The organism is Streptomyces sp. Q6 (genome assembly GCF_036967205.1).
Lineage (GTDB): Bacteria > Actinomycetota > Actinomycetes > Streptomycetales > Streptomycetaceae > Streptomyces > Streptomyces citrinus.
Map to the genome: position 1 here is coordinate 6,202,729 of NZ_CP146022.1, position 21,639 is coordinate 6,224,367.

At 71.4% G+C, this 21,639-nt stretch carries 21 protein-coding genes and 1 pseudogene; 9 read left to right on the top strand and 13 right to left on the bottom strand.

The window, feature by feature from the left end:
* Positions 1-29 precede the first annotated feature (29 nt).
* From V2W30_RS28955 to V2W30_RS28970, 4 genes are read left to right on the top strand one after another with little or no spacing between them, the layout of a single operon-like run.
* Positions 30-1,193: an ABC transporter ATP-binding protein gene (locus V2W30_RS28955; protein WP_338701071.1), complete on the top strand. Its 1,164-nt coding sequence runs from the start codon at positions 30-32 to the stop codon at positions 1,191-1,193.
* Positions 1,190-2,122 carry an ABC transporter permease gene (locus V2W30_RS28960; RefSeq protein ID WP_338701072.1) on the top strand — a complete coding sequence of 311 codons (933 nt, stop codon included), beginning with the start codon at positions 1,190-1,192 and terminating at the stop codon, positions 2,120-2,122. Before V2W30_RS28955 ends, V2W30_RS28960 begins: the two co-directional genes overlap by 4 nt.
* The gene (locus V2W30_RS28965; protein ID WP_338701074.1) at positions 2,122-2,913 is read left to right on the top strand and encodes an ABC transporter permease; all 792 of its coding nucleotides are present in this window, start codon (positions 2,122-2,124) and stop codon (positions 2,911-2,913) included. Before V2W30_RS28960 ends, V2W30_RS28965 begins: the two co-directional genes overlap by 1 nt.
* Positions 2,914-2,947: 34 nt before the next feature.
* Complete coding sequence (locus tag V2W30_RS28970; protein WP_338701076.1) at positions 2,948-4,375, top strand: FAD-dependent oxidoreductase; 1,428 nt, start codon at positions 2,948-2,950, stop codon at positions 4,373-4,375.
* 38 nt (positions 4,376-4,413) lie between these two features.
* Here the strand turns inward: V2W30_RS28970 and V2W30_RS28975 are convergent, their stop codons facing one another.
* Positions 4,414-4,788, bottom strand: coding sequence for a DUF4440 domain-containing protein (locus V2W30_RS28975; protein WP_338701077.1), 375 nt, complete (start codon positions 4,786-4,788; stop codon positions 4,414-4,416).
* A 156-nt stretch (positions 4,789-4,944) separates the two neighbouring features.
* Between V2W30_RS28975 and V2W30_RS28980 the strand changes: the two genes are divergently transcribed.
* Positions 4,945-5,406 (top strand): hypothetical protein, encoded by a 462-nt coding sequence (locus tag V2W30_RS28980; RefSeq protein WP_338701079.1) that lies wholly within the window; start codon positions 4,945-4,947, stop codon positions 5,404-5,406.
* 113 nt (positions 5,407-5,519) lie between these two features.
* Entirely contained in the window at positions 5,520-7,355 is a 1,836-nt protein-coding gene (locus tag V2W30_RS28985) for a glycoside hydrolase family 18 protein (RefSeq protein WP_338701081.1), read from the top strand.
* Here V2W30_RS28985 and V2W30_RS28990 read toward each other — a convergent pair.
* Together V2W30_RS28990 and gabT are read right to left on the bottom strand one after the other, a co-directional pair.
* The gene (locus V2W30_RS28990; protein WP_338701083.1) at positions 7,309-7,848 is read right to left on the bottom strand and encodes a phosphatase PAP2 family protein; all 540 of its coding nucleotides are present in this window, start codon (positions 7,846-7,848) and stop codon (positions 7,309-7,311) included. The genes V2W30_RS28985 and V2W30_RS28990 overlap by 47 nt on opposite strands.
* Before the next feature lie 461 nt (positions 7,849-8,309).
* Positions 8,310-9,644 (bottom strand): 4-aminobutyrate--2-oxoglutarate transaminase, encoded by a 1,335-nt coding sequence (gabT, locus tag V2W30_RS28995; protein WP_338701086.1) that lies wholly within the window; start codon positions 9,642-9,644, stop codon positions 8,310-8,312.
* Between the two features lie 289 nt (positions 9,645-9,933).
* On the opposite strand from gabT, the pseudogene V2W30_RS29000 reads away from it, so the two are divergent.
* The 3 genes and pseudogenes from V2W30_RS29000 to V2W30_RS29010 all read left to right on the top strand — a co-directional run bounded on the left by V2W30_RS29000 (position 9,934) and on the right by V2W30_RS29010 (position 15,950).
* Positions 9,934-12,299, top strand: a pseudogene (locus V2W30_RS29000) (ATP/GTP-binding protein).
* Between the two features lie 186 nt (positions 12,300-12,485).
* Complete coding sequence (locus tag V2W30_RS29005) at positions 12,486-14,174, top strand: PucR family transcriptional regulator (protein ID WP_338701088.1); 1,689 nt, start codon at positions 12,486-12,488, stop codon at positions 14,172-14,174.
* A 330-nt stretch (positions 14,175-14,504) separates the two neighbouring features.
* Complete coding sequence (locus tag V2W30_RS29010) at positions 14,505-15,950, top strand: aldehyde dehydrogenase family protein (RefSeq protein WP_338701091.1); 1,446 nt, start codon at positions 14,505-14,507, stop codon at positions 15,948-15,950.
* 254 nt (positions 15,951-16,204) lie between these two features.
* On the opposite strand, the gene V2W30_RS29015 is transcribed toward V2W30_RS29010, so the two are convergent.
* The 10 genes from V2W30_RS29015 to V2W30_RS29060 all read right to left on the bottom strand — a co-directional run bounded on the left by V2W30_RS29015 (position 16,205) and on the right by V2W30_RS29060 (position 21,636).
* The gene (locus V2W30_RS29015; RefSeq protein WP_338701093.1) at positions 16,205-16,501 is read right to left on the bottom strand and encodes a gas vesicle protein K; all 297 of its coding nucleotides are present in this window, start codon (positions 16,499-16,501) and stop codon (positions 16,205-16,207) included.
* Complete coding sequence (locus V2W30_RS29020) at positions 16,498-16,686, bottom strand: gas vesicle protein (RefSeq protein ID WP_338701095.1); 189 nt, start codon at positions 16,684-16,686, stop codon at positions 16,498-16,500. Before V2W30_RS29020 ends, V2W30_RS29015 begins: the two co-directional genes overlap by 4 nt.
* Positions 16,683-17,546 (bottom strand): GvpL/GvpF family gas vesicle protein, encoded by an 864-nt coding sequence (locus V2W30_RS29025; protein WP_338701097.1) that lies wholly within the window; start codon positions 17,544-17,546, stop codon positions 16,683-16,685. Before V2W30_RS29025 ends, V2W30_RS29020 begins: the two co-directional genes overlap by 4 nt.
* Positions 17,539-17,901, bottom strand: a complete 363-nt coding sequence (locus tag V2W30_RS29030) for a gas vesicle protein (protein WP_338701099.1) — start codon at positions 17,899-17,901, stop codon at positions 17,539-17,541. Before V2W30_RS29030 ends, V2W30_RS29025 begins: the two co-directional genes overlap by 8 nt.
* Entirely contained in the window at positions 17,901-19,055 is a 1,155-nt protein-coding gene (locus V2W30_RS29035) for an SRPBCC family protein (protein WP_338701101.1), read from the bottom strand. The genes V2W30_RS29030 and V2W30_RS29035 overlap by 1 nt, the downstream gene beginning before the upstream one ends.
* Positions 19,048-19,731 (bottom strand): DNA primase, encoded by a 684-nt coding sequence (locus tag V2W30_RS29040; RefSeq protein WP_338701103.1) that lies wholly within the window; start codon positions 19,729-19,731, stop codon positions 19,048-19,050. Before V2W30_RS29040 ends, V2W30_RS29035 begins: the two co-directional genes overlap by 8 nt.
* A gap of 33 nt (positions 19,732-19,764) precedes the next feature.
* Complete coding sequence (locus V2W30_RS29045; RefSeq protein ID WP_338701104.1) at positions 19,765-20,010, bottom strand: gas vesicle protein GvpG; 246 nt, start codon at positions 20,008-20,010, stop codon at positions 19,765-19,767.
* Between the two features lie 7 nt (positions 20,011-20,017).
* Positions 20,018-20,761 (bottom strand): GvpL/GvpF family gas vesicle protein, encoded by a 744-nt coding sequence (locus V2W30_RS29050; RefSeq protein WP_338701106.1) that lies wholly within the window; start codon positions 20,759-20,761, stop codon positions 20,018-20,020.
* Positions 20,758-21,180, bottom strand: coding sequence for a gas vesicle structural protein GvpA (locus V2W30_RS29055; RefSeq protein WP_338701108.1), 423 nt, complete (start codon positions 21,178-21,180; stop codon positions 20,758-20,760). Before V2W30_RS29055 ends, V2W30_RS29050 begins: the two co-directional genes overlap by 4 nt.
* Before the next feature lie 69 nt (positions 21,181-21,249).
* On the bottom strand, positions 21,250-21,636 hold the full coding sequence (locus V2W30_RS29060; protein ID WP_338701109.1) for a gas vesicle protein: 387 nt from the start codon (positions 21,634-21,636) through the stop codon (positions 21,250-21,252).
* Between the last annotated feature and the right edge of the window lie 3 nt (positions 21,637-21,639).

Here is a 21,639-nt window from a genome sequence, read left to right on the forward strand (position 1 = left end):
TCCCCGCCCCCAGACTCCTTGGACTCACCATGACGACCGACAACGGCGGCGACGTCCGTCTCTCCGGGATCAGCAAGACGTACGACAACGGCTTCACCGCCGTACGCCCGCTCGACCTCACCGTGCCCCAGGGCTCGTTCTTCGCCCTGCTCGGCGCCTCCGGCTGCGGCAAGACCACCACCCTGCGCATGATCGCTGGCCTTGAGGAACCGACCACGGGAACGGTTCACCTCGGCGACCAGGACGTCACCTCGCTGCCCCCGTACAAGCGGCCGGTGAACACCGTCTTCCAGTCGTACGCGCTCTTCCCGCACCTCGACATCTTCGAGAACGTCGCCTTCGGCCTGCGCCGGCGCGGCATCAAGTCCGTGAAGAAGCAGGTCGAGGAGATGCTCGACCTGGTCCAGCTCGGCGAGCACAAGCGCAAGAAGCCGCACCAGCTCTCCGGCGGCCAGCAGCAGCGCGTCGCCGTCGCCCGCGCCCTGATCAACCACCCCAAGGTGCTCCTGCTCGACGAGCCGCTCGGCGCCCTCGACCTCAAGCTGCGCCGCCAGATGCAGCTGGAGCTCAAGCGCATCCAGACCGAGGTCGGCATCACCTTCGTCCACGTCACGCACGACCAGGAGGAGGCCATGACCATGGCCGACACCGTCGCCGTGATGAACCAGGGCCGCGTCGAGCAACTCGGCGCCCCCACCGACCTGTACGAGAACCCGGGCTCCACCTTCGTCGCCAACTTCCTCGGCACCTCGAACTTCATCGAGGCCGAGGTCACCGGCAGCGCGGGCGACGACCTCACGCTGCGCCCCGTCGGCGCCGACGGCAAGCTCACGCTGCCCACCGCCCGATGTTCGGCGCCCACCACCGCCGGCGGCCGCGTCCTGCTCGGCGTGCGCCCGGAGAAGATCTCGCTCGCGCACGCCGACGACGCGACCGCGATCCCCGACGGCCGCAACCGCCTCACCGGACGGATCGCCGACTCCAGCTTCATCGGCGTCTCCACGCAGTACGTCATCGAGGGCCAGGCCGGCGAGACCCTGGAGGTCTACGCCCAGAACATCGAGCGCGACAGCCGCCTGGCGCCCGGCGCCGAGGTCGTCCTGCACTGGAACCCGGCCCACACCTTCGGCCTGGACGCCGCCCAGGACGCGGCCGCGGGCGTGGAGAAGGTCTCGGAGGACGCGGCCGCATGACTACCGCCACCGAGGCGCCCCCGCTGGCGCCCACCCCGGAGAAGACCCCGCCCAAGAAGACCCGCAAGCGCGGCCGCCTGGTCCCGTACTGGCTGCTGCTGCCCGGCATCCTGTGGCTCGTCGTCTTCTTCGCGCTGCCGATGGTCTACCAGGCCTCCACGTCCGTACAGACGGGGTCACTGGAGGACGGCTACCAGGTCACCTGGCACTTCGCCACGTACTGGGACGCGCTGACCGACTACTACCCGCAGTTCCTGCGCTCGGTCCTGTACGCGGGCTGCGCCACGCTCCTGTGCCTGGTGCTCGGCTATCCGCTGGCGTACCTCATCGCGTTCCGCGCGGGCCGCTGGCGCAACGTCGTGCTGATCCTCGTCATCGCGCCGTTCTTCACCAGCTTCCTGATCCGCACGCTCGCCTGGAAGACGATCCTCGCGGACGGCGGCCCGGTCGTCGGCGCGCTCAACACGCTGCACGTCCTGGACGTGACGACCTGGCTCGGCATGACCGAGGGCGACCGGGTGCTCGCGACACCGCTCGCCGTGATCTGCGGACTCACGTACAACTTCCTGCCGTTCATGATCCTGCCGCTCTACACCTCGCTGGAGCGGATCGACGGCCGGCTGCACGAGGCCGCGGGCGACCTGTACGCGTCCCCGGCGACCACCTTCCGCAAGGTCACGTTCCCGCTGTCGATGCCGGGCGTGGTCTCCGGAACGCTGCTCACCTTCATCCCCGCGGCCGGTGACTACGTCAACGCCGACCTGCTCGGCTCCACCGACACCCGCATGGTCGGAAACGTCATCCAGACGCAGTTCCTGCGCATCCTGGACTATCCGACAGCGGCCGCGCTCTCCTTCATCCTCATGGCGGCCATTCTCGTCATGGTCACCGTCTACATTCGCCGTGCCGGAACGGAGGACCTCGTCTGATGCGCTGGCTGCGGAAGAACCTCGTGGTGATAGCGGGCCTGATCACGCTCGGCTATCTCCTCCTCCCGAACGTCGTCGTCACGGTCTTCTCGTTCAACAAGCCCAAGGGCCGGTTCAATTACGAGTGGACGGCGTTCTCGCTCGACGCCTGGAAGAACCCGTGCGGGGTCGCCGACATGTGCGGCTCGCTCTCGCTGAGCCTCCAGATCGCCTTCTGGGCGACGCTCGGCGCGACGGCGCTCGGCACGATGATCGCCTTCGCCCTGGTGCGCTACCGGTTCCGGGCGCGCGGCGCGATCAACTCGCTGATCTTCCTGCCGATGGCCATGCCGGAGGTCGTGATGGCGGCCTCGCTGCTCACGCTCTTCCTCAACATGGGCGCCCAGCTGGGCTTCTGGACGATCCTCATCGCCCACATCATGTTCTGCCTGAGCTTCGTCGTGACGGCGGTGAAGGCGCGCGTGATGTCGATGGACCCGCGCCTGGAGCAGGCGGCGCAGGACCTCTACGCGGGACCGGTCCAGACGTTCCTGCGGGTGACCCTGCCGATCGCGGCGCCGGGAATCGCGGCGGGCGCGCTGCTCGCCTTCGCGCTCTCCTTCGACGATTTCATCATCACGAATTTCAACGCGGGTTCGACCGTGACCTTCCCCATGTTCGTCTGGGGATCGGCGCAGCGCGGCACACCCGTTCAGATCAATGTCATCGGCACGGCCATGTTCCTGGTCGCCGTGCTGTGTGTCCTCACCGGAATGATGGTGGGGAAGCGAAAGAGCAAGACAGCCGCCTGAGGCTGTTCTCTGAATTTCCGAGGGAGTTGGAATCATGGCCGCTGGCGCCATGAATCGCAGGACCGCGTCGTTGCAGGCACTCGCCGACGCCAAGCCCGTCCCGTACTGGCTGGACGACCCCGGCCGCCCCGAGCCGCGCCCCGCCCTCACCGGCGACGAGCGGTGCGATCTGCTCGTCGTCGGCGGTGGCTACAGCGGCCTGTGGACCGCGCTCATCGCCAAGGAGCGCGACCCGGGGCGTGAGGTGGTCCTGGTCGAGGGCAAGGAGATCGGCTGGGCCGCCTCCGGGCGCAACGGCGGGTTCTGCGCCGCCTCCCTCACGCACGGCACGGCCAACGGGCTCGCCCGCTGGCCGAAGGAGATCAAGAAGCTGGAGGAGCTGGGCGCCGCCAACCTCGACGCCATCGAGGCGGCGGTCGCCCGCTACTCCATCGACTGCGACTTCGAGCGCACCGGCGAACTGGACGTGGCGACGCAGCCGCACCAGGTCGCCGAACTGCGCGAGTTCTACGAGGAGTTGCGCGAGGCCGGCCTCGCGGACGGCCTGGAGCTGCTCGACGGGGAGGCCACCCGGGAGCAGGTCGGGTCCCCGACGTTCCTCGGCGCGCTGTACGACCCCGACGGCGTCGCGATGCTCCACCCGGCGAAACTCGCGTGGGGCCTCAAGCGGGCCTGCCTCGACCTCGGCGTGCGGATCTACGAGAACACCCCGGCGACCGCGCTCTCCTCGAACGCCACCGGCCTCGCCGTCCGCACCCCGTACGGCCGGGTCTTCGCCCGGTACGCGGCACTCGGCACGAACGTCTTCCCGTCGCTGGTCAAGCGGGTCCGCTCCTACACGGTGCCGGTGTACGACTACGCGCTGATGACGGAGCCGCTGAGCGCGGCCCAGCTGGAGTCGATCGGCTGGAAGAACCGGCAGGGCCTGGGCGACTCGGCGAACCAGTTCCACTACTTCCGGCTGTCCGCCGACAACCGGATCCTGTGGGGCGGCTACGACGCGATCTACCCGTACGGCGGCCGGGTGCGGGACGAGCACGACCACCGCCCGGAGACGTACGCGAAGCTCGCCGAGCACTTCTTCACCTGCTTCCCGCAGCTGGAGGGCCTGCGCTTCACGCACGCGTGGGGCGGCGCGATCGACACCTGCTCGCGCTTCTCGGCGTTCTTCGGCACGGCCCACGCGGGCCGCGTCGCGTACGCCGCGGGCTATACGGGCCTCGGCGTGGGCGCCACCCGCTTCGGCGCGGACGTCATGCTGGACCTGCTGTCCGGCGAGCGCACCGAGCGCACCGAGCTGGAGATGGTCCGCACGAAGCCGCTGCCCTTCCCGCCGGAGCCGTTCGCGTACACGGGCATCGCCCTGACGAAGTGGTCCCTGGCGCGGGCCGACGACAACGGCGGCCGCAGGAACCTGTGGCTGAAGGCGATGGACGCGGTGGGCCTGGGCTTCGACAGCTGACCCCGCGGGGGAGCCGCGCCGTGCAGCTCCCCCGCACCTCACTGCCCGGTCGGCGTCCCCTGATGGAAGTACATCCGCCACCCGGCCTCCGGGTCGCGCCGCCACAGCGAACTGCGGCGCACCCGGCGGCCGTCGTGCTCCGCGTGATAGGTCAGGTGGACGAGGCCGGGCGCGAGCACCGCCCCCGCCATCTCCGTGATCCGGGCCGGCGGCCCCGGATCCTCGGACGCCGCGCCCGTCACCGCCAGGATCGACGACCGGTCCCAGCGCCGCCCCGACGCCCCGAACTCGAAGAACTCCGGGTCGAGCAGGGCCGTCACCCGCGCGTCGGACGCCCGCACCGCCGGGTCGAGGAGCCGGAGCTCGCCGTCGATCGCGGCCTGGATCTGCGCCTGTTCGTCCCGCGTGGCCATCCGTGCGCTCCGTCCTTGATCGACCGGCGTACGCCCTGGTCGGACCCTGTGACCCGGTTCACTACCAGAAAGTAACCCGAACTCGCGTAATGCGGAGGCCCCTCCCGCCCTCTCGCTGATGACCAACGGAGTCGAAGCGAAAAGGGAGGTCCCGCCATGACTGGCGCAGGAGCGGCTAAGTCGGCGGTCGAGTGGCTGGTGTCGGTGGCGCCGGATCCGGAGGCGTGCCGCTGGGAATGGGAGCGCAATCCGCTCGGGGTGGCGCTGCTGCCCGCGGGCAAACAGTGGGACGTGCTGATCCTGCCGGGCGAGCTGGGCTATCCCACGCTCGATGTGCTGACCCGGGTGATCGGCCGGCCCGGCCCCGTCCTCGCGGACTTCGGCGACGCCCGCATGGGCTTCTTCGTCCCGGCGGGGACGGTGGCCCGCTGGCTCGGCACCGGGGTGCGCGGCGCGGGCTGCGGCACCTGGATCGTGGTGCCGTACCCCGGCCGCTCCACCGGCGGCGTCCGCTGGCTGGTGTCGCCGGACGGCTCGGGCACGCTCACGGATCCGGCGCTCCTCGAACTCGCCATGCACGAGGCCGCGGCCCAACTGGCCCGGGAAACGGGGGAGTAGAGGAGATGCGCGAGGAGAAGGGAGACGCCCGGGACTCTTGACAACTCAATTGGTCTGGACCAGGTTGGGCGCGCTCCACCGTGCCCGTTCCCCCGCCACGCCCGGAGGCAGCCATGACCCGTCCCAGACCCCTGCCCGTACGCGGACGTCTGCGCCGCGCACTGCTGACCGCGCTCACGGCCGCCGCGCTCACCGCGACCGGCCTCACCGCGCTCGGCCCCGCCGCCCACGCGGCCGACACCGACCTCGCCCGCAACGGCGGCTTCGAGTCCGGCCTGGACGGCTGGACCTGCACGGCGAACACCGGCGCCACCGTCAACTCGCCCGTCCACAGCGGCAGTTCGTCGCTCCGGGCGACCCCGACCGCCGCCGACAACGCCCAGTGCGCCCAGACGGTGACGGTGCGCCCCGACGCGACGTACACCCTCTCCGGGTACGTCCGCGGCAGTTACGTCTACCTCGGTGCGAGCGGCACCGGCACCACGGACGTGTCGACGTGGACCCCGTCGGCGACGGACTGGCAGCGGTTGACGACGACGTTCCGCACCGGCCCGGCCACCACCAAGGTCACGATCTACACGCACGGCTGGTACGGGACCCCGGCCTACCACGCCGACGACCTCACGCTCGTCGGCCCCGGCGCGCAGGCCCCGGTCCCGCCCGCGGCGCCCACGGGCCTCGCGACCGGCGCGGTCGCCTCCACGAGCGTCGCCCTGTCCTGGACCGCGGTCCCCGGCGCGACGAGCTACGCCGTGTACGTCAACGGCACCAAGTCCCGTACGGCGAGCGGGAACACGACCACCGTCACCGGCCTCACCGCCGCGACGGCGTACAGCTTCCAGGTCACGGCCCTCAACGACGCGGGGGAGTCCGCGAAGTCGACGGCGGTCACGGCCACGACGACCGAGGGCTCGCCGGGCGGCGGCTCCGCGGACCTCCCGGCCCACGCCCTGGTCGGCTATCTCCACGCGAGCTTCGCCAACGGCGCCGGCTACACCCGGCTCGCCGACGTCCCCGACAGCTGGGACGTCATCGACCTCGCCTTCGGCGAACCCACCTCCACCACCTCGGGCGACATCCGCTTCAACCGCTGCCCGGTGACCGAGTGCCCGAACGTCGAGTCGGACGCCGACTTCAAGGCGGCGATCAAGGCGAAGCAGGCGGCGGGCAAGAAGGTCCTGATCTCCATCGGCGGCCAGAACGGCCAGGTCCAGCTGACCACCACGGCGGCCCGCGACACCTTCGTCTCCTCGGTCTCGAAGATCATCGACACCTACGGCCTCGACGGCCTCGACGTCGACTTCGAGGGCCACTCCCTGTCCCTGAACACCGGCGACACGGACTTCAAGAACCCGACCACACCCGTGATCGTGAACCTGATCTCGGCGCTGAAGACCCTGAAGGCCAAGTACGGCGACAGGTTCGTCCTGACGATGGCCCCGGAGACCTTCTTCGTCCAGAACGGCTACCAGTTCTACGGCAGCGGCAAGTGGGGCGGCCAGGACCCGCGCTGCGGCGCGTACCTCCCGGTGATCTACGCGATGCGCGACGCCCTCACCCTGCTGCACGTCCAGGACTACAACTCGGGCCCGATCATGGGCCTCGACAACCAGTACCACTCCATGGGCGGCGCCGACTTCCACATCGCGATGACCGACATGCTCCTGACGGGCTTCCCGGTCGCGGGCGACGCCAACAACGTCTTCCCGCCCCTGCGCCCCGACCAGGTCGCGATCGGCATGCCCGCCTCGACCAACGCGGGCAACGGCCACGTCACCCCCGCCGAGACGAACAAGGCCCTGGACTGCCTCACGAAGAAGACGAACTGCGGCTCCTACCCCACCCACGGCACCTGGCCGGCGCTGCGCGGCCTGATGACGTGGTCGGTCAACTGGGACCGCTTCAACAGCTGGGAGTTCCAGAAGAACTTCGACGCGTACTTCGGCTGAGCGCCCAGGCCGTCGCGTACAGCAGCACCGTCGCGAGACACCAGCTGCCGATCACGTCGACCGGCCAGTGGTACCCCTGGCGCACGAGTCCCAGGCCTACGGCCGCGTTCACCACGACGCAGCCGTAGGCCACCTCGCGTCGTCGCAGGAGCAGCGCGCACAAGCCGTACGCCACCGCCGCCGTCGCCGCGTGCCCCGACGGGTAGAAGCCCGTCTCGGGGGACATGGGCGGCGGTCCGGGGCGTGCGAGCAGGGCCTTGAGCGGGCCGACGAGGACGGGGACCAGGGTCATCGCCAGCAGGGGTGGCAAGAGCGCGCGCAGGTCACGGGTGCGCCAGGTGACGTACGCGAGGGCCGCGGCCAGGACCGGGAGGGCTACGGTCGGATTGCCGAGATCGGCGAAGAACTCCGCCGGGCCGGAGGGGATCGCACCGGTGCGGATCGCGTTCCCGACGCGTTCGTCCAGCGTCAGGAACGGGCCGTCGGCGGCCACCTGCCACGTCAGCGCGGAGAAGAGCAGGGCCGCGAGGACGGCGAGGAAAACGGCCGGGCGCCCCGGAGCAGGGGGGGTGGCTCCGGGGCGCCCGATCTGACCGGCGTGCCGCGCGCCCCGGGGGGTGTGGGGCGGGCGACCGTCCGATCGGTGAGGAGTTCCGGAGCCGGAAGCTCCGGGTGTGTGCGCGAGGGCACGACCAGGGCGAGGCTGGGGAGGCTCCGACCCTGTATCGCCCGCAGTCCCCTGTGGGCGAGGTGTTTCTCTCATCTGCAGAAACCGTACGTCAGGCGTCGGGGGCGCGACAGCCGGTTGGGCAACAAGCCATCGGGCCCCCACACGTTCTTCACACGGCCCGACCGTTACCGCAGGTCACGGAATGGTTACCGGTTCAACCGTCGCGGTGACGGGTGGGCGAGGAGCCGCCCTCAGGGCCGTGGGAGTCCCGTTCGGAGTGCCCCTCAGAGAGCGGCGAACGCGCTCTCGATGATGTCGAGACCCTCGTTGAGGAGGTCCTGGCCGATCACCAGCGGGGGCAGGAACCGCAGCACGTTGCCGTAGGTGCCGCAGGTGAGGACGAGCAGGCCCTCGGCGTGGCAGGCCTTGGCGAGGGCGGCGGCCGCCTCCGGGTTCGGCTCCTTGGTCGCCGGGTCCTTGACCAGCTCGATGGCGATCATCGCGCCGCGGCCGCGGATCTCGCCGATGGCCGGGAACTTCTCCTGCATGGCGGAGAGCCGGGTCTTCATCGTCGACTCGATCTCCTTCGCCTTGGCGTTGAGGTCGAGCTCCTTCATCGTCTCGATGGCGCCGAGCGCACCGGCACAGGCCACCGGGTTGCCGCCGTACGTGCCGCCGAGGCCGCCCGCGTGCGCGGCGTCCATGATCTCGGCCTTGCCGGTCACGGCGGCGAGCGGCAGACCGCCCGCGATGCCCTTGGCCGTCGTGATCAGGTCCGGGACGATGCCCTCGTCCTCGCACGCGAACCACTGGCCGGTGCGGCAGAAGCCGGACTGGATCTCGTCCGCGACGAAGACGATGCCGTTGTCGGCGGCGAACTGGCGGATCGCGGGCAGGAAGCCCTTCGCGGGCTCGATGAAGCCGCCCTCACCGAGCACCGGCTCGATGATGATCGCGGCGACGTTGTCGGCGCCGACCTGCTTGGTGATCTGGTCGATCGCCTGGGCGGCGGCCTCCGGGCCGGCGTTCTCGGGACCGGTCGGCCAGCGGTAGCCGTAGGCCACCGGGACGCGGTAGACCTCGGGCGCGAACGGGCCGAAGCCGTTCTTGTACGGCATGTTCTTGCTGGTCAGCGCCATCGTCAGGTTCGTACGGCCGTGGTAGCCGTGGTCGAAGACGATGACCGCCTGGCGCTTGGTGTAGGCGCGGGCGATCTTGACCGCGTTCTCCACGGCCTCGGCGCCGGAGTTGAACAGGGCCGACTTCTTCGCGTGGTCGCCCGGCGTCAGCTCGGCGAGGGCCTCGGCGACCTCCACGTACCCCTCGTACGGCGTGACCATGAAGCAGGTGTGGGTGAACTCCTGCAGCTGGGCGCTCGCGCGGCGGACGACGGCCTCGGCGGACGCGCCGACCGAGGTCACGGCGATGCCGGAGCCGAAGTCGATCAGGCGGTTGCCGTCGACGTCCTCGATGATGCCGCGGTCCACGCGGGCGGTGAAGACCGGCAGCGTGGAGCCCACGCCCGCGGCGACGGCGGCCAGGCGGCGCTTCTGCAGCTCCTGCGACTTCGGGCCGGGGATGGCGGTGACGACGCGGCGCTCCTGCGGGATGTCGCTCATGCGGGGCTCCTGGTTCATGAGGCGGCGGGTTCACCGGGGCGGGAGCGAGTCCGTGGCTCGCTCCCGGACCCGGTTTCGCCGGGTTGTACGGGGGTGTCCTCGCAGGTTAGGGGCGGGCGGGGCGGCCGGTCATGCTCCATGTGGGTGGGGTTGCGCGACGGCGTTGTCCGAGTTGGATACATGCATCCGCTGTCACACACCGGCCGACGAGGCCCACGAACTCCCGGTCCTGGCACTAGATTGAGCCCGGATCGACGCGGACGGACCGGCAGGTCAGGGGGCAGGAGCCATGGACACCGAGGGCACGCACGGGACCCAGGACCCGGCAGGCGGGCGGCAGGCCGCACCGGTGCCGCGCCCCGCGAAGCCGCCCCGCCCGGCCGCCCCGCCGATGCCCCGGCAGGCGCCGGACGCCGCGCGGTCCTCGGTCGCTGAGTGGCTGTCGGTCCGCCGCCCGAAGACGGAACCCGGCGTGTGGCGCTTCGGCTACGTGCCCCGGCCGCCCCGGCGCGACGAGGCCGCCGTCGGACGCAAGCTGCTCGCATGGATGGCGGGCTCCTTCCTGGTCGGCATGTTCCTGTGGAGCCTGTGGCGGCGCGGCACGCTCCCGTACCAGTGGACCCCGCTGAAGGTGTTCACGCCCGACGCCTGGTGGTGGCCGGGCACCACGAGCCCCCGCGACTCCAAGGCGTACGACGCGCTCATCGTCTACGAGGGGGTGTCCTTCGGCATCCTCGTCTTCCTGGTCGGCCGGTTCGGGGCCTGGGTGGAAGGCATCCGGCACTTCGTGATCCGGCGGCCCCAGCCCGCCCGCGCCGTCGTGGCGTCGGTCGCCGCGGTGGGCGTCCTGGTCTTCGTGTGGCCGGACGCGCTCGGGCTCGACTGGCGGCCGCTGCCGGTCGCCGACCCGGTCCTCTCCCTCGTCGTCCTGCTCACCGGCGGCTACGGCGTCTTCAAGGTCCCGGCCCTCACCTACCTCCTCTACGCCCTGATCACCCTGGGCGTGCTGTGGCCGTTCGCCCGGATCGGCGGCTGGCTGGAGGCCTGGTCGGGGCGGGCGCGCCGCTCGCGCGACGTCCCGCGCAGGCCCACCGCCGCGCCGCCCGCCCGCGCCCAGTGGGCCGAACTGCGCGCGGCGGGCCAGGACAAGGCCGCCGACGTGCTCACCGCCGAGGTCGTGAGCGGCCGCATGAACGACGTCGACTGCGTCCGCGTCACCCACGCCTGGCGCGCCGCCCGCTCCGGCGACCCGGACGCCTTCGCCGACACCGTGGTCCGCCAGGGCGCCGCCGCCTGGACGCACCCCTCGGGCCAGCGCGACCTGCCGTCCCGCGCCGCCACGCACGACCTGCTCGTCGGACAGGTGCGGATCGGCCGGTACGCGCGCGACGAACGCAACCCGTACGCGCTGCGCGGCATCGGCGCCGCCCTCGACCCGGGCGTCCTCGGCACCTCGCTGCTCGCCGTCGGGCCCCCGGCGCGGGCAAGACCGCCGGCGTGGTCCGGCCGGTCGTCGAGTCGCTCGCGCTCCAGGCGCTGACCGGACAGTGCGCGGTCCTCGTCGTCGGCGCGGCGGGCTCCGGGCTCGGCCCCGACGACATTTACGACGTCGTCGTGAAGCCGGGCGACGCCTCCTCCGCGTACGACCTCGACCTGTACGCGGGCGCCACCGACCCGGACGAGGCCGCCGGATTCCTCGCGCAGGGCCTGGTCGGCGACCTGGAGGGCGTCGACACGCGCCGCGCCGCCACCGCGCTGGCCCAGCTGATCGGCCCGTACCACGCGGCCCACGGCCGTTTCCCCTCCGTACCGGTGCTGCGCGAACTCCTGGAGGGCGAGCCCGACGCCCTCGCCGACCTCAGGGAACGCCTCACCGATGCCGCCCTGCGACGCGAACTCGACGCCCGAGCGCGGCAGTCCGGCACGGCGAGCGACCCGGGACCGATGCTCGCCGACCGGCTCGCACTGCTCGACCGGCCGGTGTTCGCCCGCTTCTTCGACCCGGGCGGCGAGGGCCGGCCGTTCTCGGTGCGGGCGCTCACGCACCACCCGGTGCGGGTCCGCGTCGACCTGCCCGAGCAGGGGCACGAGGAGGCGTCGCGGCTGCTCGCCCGGCTGCTGCTCGCCCAGTTCACCACCGTCGTACGCGGCCGCTCGGCCCGGTCCCACTTCGCCTGCCTGGTCCTCGACGACGCGGCGCGCACCGTCACCGCCGAGACGGTACGGGCGATCCAGCGGCTGCGGTCGCTGAACGCCGGGGTCGTGCTCGGGCTGCGCACCATCGGCGAGGTGCCCGAGACGTTGCAGGGACCGCTGTACGCGGCGGTCGGCTGCCGGATGGCGTTCTCCGGGGTCACCACCTGGGACGGGCGGCGGTTCGCCGAGGCCTGGGGCACCGAATGGGTGGAGACCGAGGAGGTCGCCCAGCACACGGTCTTCGCCAACCAGCCGGTGACCAGGGCACTCCACAAGATGCGCAAGATGATCACGGGGAAGGCCGTGACGACCGACGCCGTGACCGTACGCAAGGTCGAGCGTGAACGCTGGTCGGCCTCCGACCTCGCCCACGCCGTGCCGCCCGGCCACGCTGTGCTCTCGCTCACCACGGTGCGCGGCGAGCACGCTCCACCGCTGCTCGTGGACCTGCGGGGCTGAGGCGACGTCTGAAGGTTGGCTGAGGATCCCAGGGGCGGGCTCCCGGAGTACGTACGGTGAGGCAGAATCGGCACAGGGCGTTCATACGGACCGGCCAAAAGCTTCACATCCGGCTCCCGTCCGGGCGCCCGCGCCCGCTCCCCGCCACTGACCTGCCTGCACCCCCCCAGCACACTTGAAGGCCCCATGCCGCCCACGCTCGCCTCGCTCGTCCACCACTCGGCGCTCAAGCTCACCGTGCGCGCGGGCGAGGAACGCCTGGACACCCCCGTCCGCTGGGCCCATGTCAGCGAGCTCGCCGACCCCGTCCCCTATATGGAGGGCGGCGAACTCCTCCTCATCACCGCCCTCAAGCTCGACGCCGACGACCCCGAGGCGATGCGGCGGTACGTGAAGCGGCTCGCCGGCGCGGGCGTCGTCGGGCTCGGCTTCGCCGTCGGCGTCAACTACGACGCCGTACCGGACGCCCTCGTGAAGGCGGCGCGGCAGGAGGGTCTCCCCCTGCTCGAAGTACCGCCGCGCACCCCCTTCATCGCGATCAGCAAGGCCGTCTCCGCCGCGATCGCCGCCGACCAGTACCGGGCCGTCACCTCCGGCTTCGCCGCGCAGCGCGAACTGACCAAGCAGGCGCTGAACGAAGGCCCCGAAGGACTGCTCGCCGTCCTCGCCGCGCAGGTCGACGGATGGGCCGCGCTGTACGACGCGTCGGGCGCCGTCGTCGCCACCGCGCCCGAGTGGGCCGGGCGCAGGGCCGCCCGCCTGACCGCCGACGTCGAGCGGCTGCGGGAACGGCCCGCGCCCGCCAGCGCCGTCGTCGCCGGCGGCGCGGACGACCGCGTCGAACTCCACTCCATCGGTACGGGACGGCGGGCGCGGGCGGCCCTCGCGGTCGGCACGGCCTCCGCCCTCGGCACCGCCGAGCGCTACGCGCTCCACTCGGCGATCGCCCTGCTGACCCTCACCACCGAACGCTCGCGCGCGCTGTACGCCGCCGAACAGCGGATCGGCGCGGCGGTGCTGCGCATGCTGCTCGCCGGGGAGCCCGACCACGCGCGGGCCGTCGCCGGTGACCTGTACGGGGAACTGCTCGACGCGCCCTTCCGGATGGTGCTCGCGGAGGCGGCCACACCGCCGCCGAGCGGGGTCGCGGGCCCGGTGGTCCCGGCGTCCGGCACGGCGTCGCTGCTCGCCGAGGCGGTGACCGGGGCGGGCGGCGATCTGCTGCCGGCCCTCGCCGACGTCGTCGAGTCCGCCGCCGCGCGGGCCGGCGAGGCCGTACTGGTCGTACCGGACGGCGAGCGGCTCGTGCTGCTCGTGGTCGACGGGGGCGCGGCGGCGGAGGCGTGCGGGCACTACGCGGAGGCGCTGGAGGCGACGCGGGTCGGCTCCGCCGGTTCCGGGGGCTCGGCGGGATCCGGGTCGGGTACTGGTTCCGGGTCCGGCGGGTCCGGGGACGAACTCGTCGTCGGCTTCTCGGCGCCGTCCGGGCCGATCGCCGCGGCGACCGCCTTCAAGCAGGCCGAGCAGGCGCTGTCGGTCGCGCGACGGCGCGGGCGCGTCCTCGTCGAGCACGAGGACGTCGTGGCCGGGTCCGTGCTGCCGCTGCTCGGCGACGACGCGGTGCGGGCGTTCGCGGACGGGCTGCTGCGGGCGCTGCGCGATCACGACGCGACGGGCCGGGGCGACCTGGTCGCCTCGCTGCGGGCGTGGCTGTCGCGCCACGGGCAGTGGGACGCGGCGGCGGCGGATCTCGGGGTGCACCGGCACACGTTGCGGTACCGGATGCGCAGGGTCGAGGAGATCCTGGGGCGGTCGTTGGACGATCCGGACGTGCGGATGGAGTTGTGGCTGGCGCTGAAGGCGACCGGGGGGTGATCGCGGGGCGGCCGGGTGTGCGTTGTCCTCCGCGGGTGGGTGGGGGCTGGTCGCACAGTTCCCCGCGCCCCTGAAATGCCGGCGCTTCGCGCGCATCTCCCCGATGAAGGCTGAGCGGCGAAGCCGCTCGCCGCAGGGGCGCGGGGCTGTGTCACGAGCGGCCTCGCCGCGGGGCGCGACCAGCCCCCACCGAACCCGCACCCGACGACACTCCGAACCGGACAACAAGCGAGCCCGAACACTCCACCCCGGCCAGCCGTAATCGCCCGGCACCCCCCTAACGTGGACCCCGCAACAGCCCACGTACACGGAGAGGCCGGTAGAAGACACATGACCGCCACCCACGCCTTCTGGCTCGCCGGCCGCCAGGCCACCGGAGACGAGACCTTCGAGGTCCACAACTCCTACGACGGCCGTCTCGTCGGCACCGTCGCCGTGCCGACCGAGGCCCAGGTCGAGGAGGCGGTCGCCGCCGCCCACGCCGTGGTGGACGAGTTCGCCGCGACCCCCGCGCACGTCCGCGCCAAGGCGCTGAACCACGTCGCCGACCGCCTCACCGAGCGCACCGAGGAGATCGCCCAGCTGATCTCCGCGGAGAACGGCAAGCCGATCAAGTGGGCCCGCGGCGAGGTCGGCCGCGCGGTGTCCGTGTTCCGGTTCGCCGCCGAGGAGGCCCGCCGCTGGAACAGCGGTGACGCCCAGCGCCTCGACACGGACCTCGGCGGTCAGGGGCGCCTCGCGCTGACCCGCCGCATCCCCAAGGGTGTCGTCCTCGGTATCGCCCCCTTCAACTTCCCGCTGAACCTGAGCGCCCACAAGGTCGCCCCGGCCATCGCGGTCGGCGCGCCGATCATCCTCAAGCCGGCCCCGGCGACCCCGATCTCGTCGCTGATCCTCGGTGAACTGCTCGCCGAGACGGACCTGACCGCCGGCTCGTGGTCGGTCCTGACCGTCCCGAACGACCGGATGCCCGCCCTGGTCCAGGACGAGCGCCTCCCGGTCATCTCCTTCACCGGTTCGGGCCCGGTCGGCTACGCGATCATGGACAGCGTGCCGCGCAAGCACTGCACCCTGGAGCTCGGCGGCAACGGCGCGGCCGTCGTCCTCGGCGACTGGGCCAGTGACCAGGACCTGGACTGGGCCGCGACCCGCATCGCGACCTTCTCCAACTACCAGGGCGGCCAGTCCTGCATCTCGGTGCAGCGCGTCATCGCCGACGCCGCCGTCTACGACCGGCTGCTCCCGAAGATCGTCGCCGCCGTCGAGGCGCAGGTCACCGGCGACCCGGCCGACGACGCCACGGACGTGGGCCCGCTGGTCAGCGAGGACGCCGCCAAGCGCGTGGAGTCCTGGGTGACCGAGGCCGTCGACGCCGGGGCGACGCTCCTCGCGGGCGGCAAGCGCGACGGCGCCACGTACGCGCCGACCGTCCTCGCCGACGTACCGGCCGACGTCACGATCTCCTGCGAAGAGGTCTTCGGCCCGGTCCTCACGGTGAAGAAGGTCGACGGCGAGGCCGAGGCGTTCGCCGCCGTCAACGACTCCAAGTACGGCCTCCAGGCCGGGGTGTTCACCCACGACCTCCAGACCGCCTTCCGCGCCCACCGCGCGCTGGAGGTCGGCGGTGTCGTCGTCGGCGACGTCCCGTCCTACCGCGCCGACCAGATGCCGTACGGCGGCGCCAAGCAGTCCGGCGTCGGCCGCGAGGGCGTCCGCTACGCCATGGACGACTACACGTACGAGCGTGTCCTGGTCCTGACGGGCCTCGCGCTCTGACGCCCTTCAACTCCCTGTGACCCAACGGCCGGAGCCCACTGTGCGGGGGCTCCGGCCGTTGTTCGTTCTGCATGCCGGCCGGACCGAATCCCGGGCGACGGCGGTGACCAGGTGGAGGTGGCGCTGCGGTGCGGCAGCGGATCTCTTGAACCTCTTCGGCATCATGCTCTTTCCGCACGGTGAACCAGGCTGACCACTGATCACGTGCACGCCGGTGCAACGTTCGCACCGGACGGAAAGCGTGGACTCGCCGATCAGCGCGGCAGCAGCGGACCCAGCGGACCGAGGTCGATGTTCAGGTCCTGGGGGGCGAGGTCGTAGCGCTCGCGCAGCTCGGCCATGCGGTCCTCCAGCAGCATCAGCGTCAGGCCGACGCGCTCCTCCTGGTCCTCGGTGAGGTCTCCCGTGTCGAAGCGGCGCAGAGCCTGACGTTCCATCAGCTGCCGCAGCAGTTCCACGATGGTCAGTACGAGCTTCATCAGATCGCGCTCCACTGTGTCGTGGTCGATCTGGACCCTTCCGCGAGGGACGGGCGCGTCATGTGTACTCACAGCAGGTTTTCCCAGGGTGAGGGGACATTCTCGTTCACCGAACTGATCAGGGCGTTGAGATTGATCCGCACGAGATCCACGTCGGCGATGCGCAGGGTGACGTCCCCCGCGAGGACGACTCCGCCCGCGAGCAGCCGGTCGAGGAGGTCGACCAGAGCGATCTCCCGCCGTTCGATCACGGTCATCGGCGGGTACCCCCTGCCGTCGGTCGGCCTTCGGACCGCTCTTCGGGAGGCATGGAGAAGGAGTAGGCGGCCCACGGGCCGGTCAGCTCCACGCGCAGGCCCCGAGCCCGGTCCGCGTCCCGGCTGACGCACTCGACGAAGGACTCCGCCTGCGAGCGGTGCACCAGGTAGGCCGTGTTGAGGACATTGCGTCCGGACGAACCACTGAGCTCCGCATTCTGCGGAGGATGGATCCGGGCGTCGTCGGCGCGCCGGGCCAGCGTGTCGTGCAGTTCCTGCGCGAAGGTCTCGGCATGCCGCCACGTCTCGTCCCGTTCACCGCGCTCGGCACGCCGGCGGCGGAGGAAGTCGCGGCCCGAGCCCGAGGCGAGCGCCGCCGACGAGAGGCGTTCGCGTCGGCCGCCGTTCGACGGGGTGGAGGCGGTGGCGGGGGAGGGCCGGCCCTCCTGTCCGGTCTTCGAGGCCGGCTCCACGGTCACCTTGACGCCCCACTCCACCCGGTCGCGCAGGCGATCGAGGGAGGCACGGAAGCGCTCGGCCTCTCCCTCCAGCATGGCCCGCACACCGCTGTCGTCATGGAACACCGTCGCCAGCCGCAGGGGGAGCGGGCTGGCGACCGAGACCAGCGCCGCGATCACGGCCTGGTGCGCCCGAGCCGTCTCGGACAGCCAGTCGAGGTCCTCCAGGTTCCGGCGGAGCGCCGTCTCGGTGAACTGCTCGGCGGGCACGTGACCGACCACGGCGGTCAGGCCGGCATGGACGAGCAGGTGCGGGGGAGCCCCCGCCACTCCTGTCACGTCCGAGGCGAGCGGGGCGTCGAGGGAGTCGCAGACCGCGTAGACATAGCGCAACTCAGTCACGTGACGTCTCCGTTTCGTGAGCCGGGTCGAGCGCGTCCTGCGACCGGTTGTCCTCCAGTGCCGCCAGACGCTGCCTCAACTCGGCGTTCTCCCGGGCGAGTTCTTGGTGACGGGCGCCCGAGGACAGCGCCGGATCGTGCTCCCACCAGTCGATGCCCATCTCCTTCGCCTTGTCGACCGAGGCGACGATCAGGCGCAGTTTGATGGTGAGCAGCTCGATGTCGAGCAGATTGATCTTGATGTCACCGGCGATCACGATGCCCTTGTCGAGGACGCGCTCAAGGATGTCGGCGAGATTGGCCCCCGAACTCCCCCCGCCGAGAGGGGAGTCGGGGAAGCTGTTCGCGGGACCCATCAGCGACCTCGCGCCCCGGCGGGCTCGTGACGCTCGGGCCCGCCCTCGGTGTACTCGTCGTCCTCGTCCTCGTACTCGTACGCGGCGTCGTCCTCCGCGTCCTCCACGTCCTCGTCCTCCGCGAGGTCGTCGTCGGCGTACTCGTCCTCGACGTCGTCGTCCTCGTAGGCCGGCTCGTCCTCGTCGACGTACTCCTCGGGACCCTCTTCGTCCTCGTAGTCGTCGTACTCCGCGTCGTCGTCCTCGTCGGGTCGCTCCTCGGCCCTCGGCTCCTCGGACGCGTCGCGGGCGTTCTCCTCTTCCTCCGCGGCCACGGCGTCCTCGTGCGTCCGCACGACCTCGCCGTCCTGGATCTCACCGCGCCATCCGTCGCTCGCCTCTCCCTTGATGGAGATGAAGCGGGCGAAGTGCTTCAGGTCGAGGCGGGCCCGGCGGCCCTGGGCGCGCCAGATGTTGCCGGTCTTCTCGAACAGGCCCTTCGGGTAGTACTCGATGATCAGCAGGACCCGCGTCAGGTTCTCGCCCAGCTCGTGGAAGGTGACGACACCCTTGGTGGTGCCCTTGGCGCCCTCCGAGGTCCAGCAGATGCGCTGGTCGGGCACCTGCTCCGTGGTGTGCGCCTTCCAGCTGCGGCTCGACCAGAAGATCTTCATCTGCCAGTCGGAGGTGACGTCGTCCGCGCGATCGGCGTTCTTCACGCCGCGGGCGAACGTCGAGAACTCCTGGTACTGGGTCCACTGGTCGTACGCCGTGCGGACGTTCACACCGACGTCGATGCTCTCGAGGATGACCGTCGGCTTCTTGCCGCCGCCGGCCTTGGACTTCCCCTTGCCGCCCTTGCCGAACATCCCCTTGACCCCGCTGACCAGGTTGTCCTTGAGATGCCCCGCGCCGACCTCGACGGCGGTGCGCAGCGGGCCCTTGCCCTCGGCGAGCTTGCGGCCGCCGTCCAGGGCCAGTTTGGCGAACCCGGGACTGTTGCCCTCGGCGATGTCGTTCAGTCTGGTGGTCGTCCGGCCCAGCGTGCGGCCGGCGCCGGTGAGCAGACGGGTCGCCTGGGCGGCGAGATAGTCCTGGGCCTCGGCCTTGAGGCGATCCGCCGCCTGGCTCTTGGCCAGGTCCTTCAGCGGGTTCGAGGCGGGCAGCTCAGCCATTGCCGCGCTCTCCCTTCGCGCCGCCGCGCGGGGCACGCCGTGCGGCTCCGGCGGTCTTGCGCGCCGTCGGCGCCGTCTTCTTGGCGGCCTGGCCGCCCTGGGTGCGCTTGCGCGGCGCGGACGTGCGCTCGCCCGCCGACGCGGACTTCTTGGCCGGGGTCCGCTTGCGGGGAGCCTGCCGACCCGAATCCTTCGCCTCGGCCCTGTCGGCTCCGTCGTCGCCGGAGTCCTGCGCGCGGTCGTCGTCCTGGCTCCCGGCGGTGCCGCGCTTCTTCGAGGCGGCCTTCGTGGCCCTGCCGCTCAGCCCGCCGGTGGCCTTGTCCGCGGCCTGCTCGACGTCGTCCGTGTCGGGCGCCACCCCCGCTATGCGGTCGCGGACGCCTTCCGTGCTGCTGTGCAGCCTGGAGGCCAGACCTTCCATCTGCCGTTCGAGAATGGCGCCCGTGGCTGCCTTGCCGACGCCGCGGAAGTCCTGGCGGAGCTGCCCGCCGATCTCCTTGAACTGCGGATTCTTGTCCAGCTGAGTGCGCACCAGATCCATGATCATCTTGGGGCTCAGCTGCATCTTCTTTCCCGCGACCATGGTGCCGACCGCGAAGGCCAGCTTCAGCTTTTTGGTGCGGCCGAGGAGGTACCCCGCGCCGACGGCGAGGCCGAGCGTGGCTCGGTTGTCCATGATGTGTGATCCGTTTCCGCGCGCCGTGTCACGTCACGCGCCTGTTTGTCTCGTGCGGGTGGCTTCCAGCCGGTCGAGCAGCGCGTCCTCCTGCCGGTCGAACGTCTCCTCGTCGATCTCGCCCGCCTCCAACTGCTTCTCCAGCGTGCCCAGTTGCTCTTGGATCGCCGTGGGGTCGTAGTACTGACGCTCGGCGTCGGCGACCACCTGGTCCAGGACCCACATGGAGCCGCGCACGGGAGCAAGCGGGAGCAGGAGCACCTCGCTCAGCAGTCCCATGGGGTGCTCAGCCCACCTCTGCTGCCGCCGGCGTCTCTTCCACGAAGCTGTACGGCGGAAGCGGGCCGTTCACCCGGAGGACGACGTGCGGGTTCGCCTGCCGGAACGCCTCCACGGCCTCCAGCAGCTGCGCGGAGGAGGACCGGCCGGTCAGGAAGGACAGGTTGGTGACCCACCCCGTGCTCTCGGGTGCGGCACTGAGGGCCTCCGCGTGCGGCTCCAGCGCCTCGCGCACGGCCGCGGCGTCCCGCGCCTCGCGCTGCTGCACCGCGCCGGCGACCGCTTCGCCGAGCCGCAGCTTGTCCTCGTGGCTGCCGCCGCCGGCCTGCTGGTTGCGGGTCACCATGGCGCGCAGCTCGGCGTTCTCCGCCATGACCGTGTGCAGCACGGCCTCGTCGTCGTGCTGGGCCTTGATGTTGTACTCGACCCGGTCGCGCAGCGCCGTCAGCCGCTCCTTGTAGTGCTCCGAGCGCTCTTCAAGGGCGGCGGCGACCGCGTCGTCGTCGGCGGCGACACTGCCGAAGCGCATGGGCAGCACCGTCCCCTCGGCCCCTGCCTCGGACAGGACGTTCTGGTGCGCGAGCAGATCGCGACGCTTGGGCCGCAGATTCTCGGGCGCGTCGCTGACCAGCGCGATCAGGCCGCCGCCGGTGACCGTGCGGAGGGTGTGCGCCGGGCTGCCGATACCCTCCACGCCGTCGGGCAGGCCCGGGTGGCCCGCGTCGGCGATGCCGTAGACGTAGGTGCTCATTCCTGCTCCTCCTTGCGGCTCGATGTGCGGCGCTGGCGCGTCCGGGACTGGCTCTTGCCCTCGTCACGGGCCTGGTTGAAGGCGTCGGATATGGTCTCCGCCGCCCCGGAGAGGGCACCCTTGGTCTTGCCCCGGGCGCCGGACTCCATCGTGTCGCCGATCATGTCCGTCAGGCCGGACGGCTTCTTGCTGCCGGCCTCCAGATCGAGGCGGTTGCAGGCCTCGGCGAACCGCAGATAGGTGTCGACGCTGGCGATGACGACACGTACGTCGATCTTCAGGATCTCGATGCCGACCAGGGAGACGCGGACGAACGCGTCGATCACGAGCCCTCGGTCGAGGACCAGTTCGAGTACGTCGTAGAGGCCGCTGGTGCCTCCGCCGCCGCCTCCTGCGCTCTGTGTCGTGGCGACTGTCATGGGCAGTTCCTCCCTTTCCTGTCGTGGGCGCGTTCTTGCTTCTGCCGGGGGCCGGTGCGGCCCCCGGCGTCAGGAGCGGCGGTCGTCGGACCGGCCGCGTTCGTAACGCCTGAGCCGCTGGTAGCCGGTGAGCATCCCCTCGTGGTCGAGGGTGACCTCGTAGCTCGCGAGCAGGCTCATCGTGTCGGGGACGCGTTCGAGTTCGAGAACCTCGACCTCCAGCCGCCAGCCGTCGTCGACGGCAGCGAACGTCGATACCGCGTCGACCGGTTTGCCGGTGAGTTCGAGCAACTGGTCCCGAGCCTCGCGAATGGCTTCCGCGGGCCGGAGCCGCTTGCGCCGACGAGGCGCCGGCGACTCGGCGCTCTTGCGGGAACCGGAATTCTGGGCCCTGCTGCTGGTTGTCTTCTTGCCTGTGCTGGACTCGGCTTCCGCCGATTGTGAAGAGTCCGTCATAAG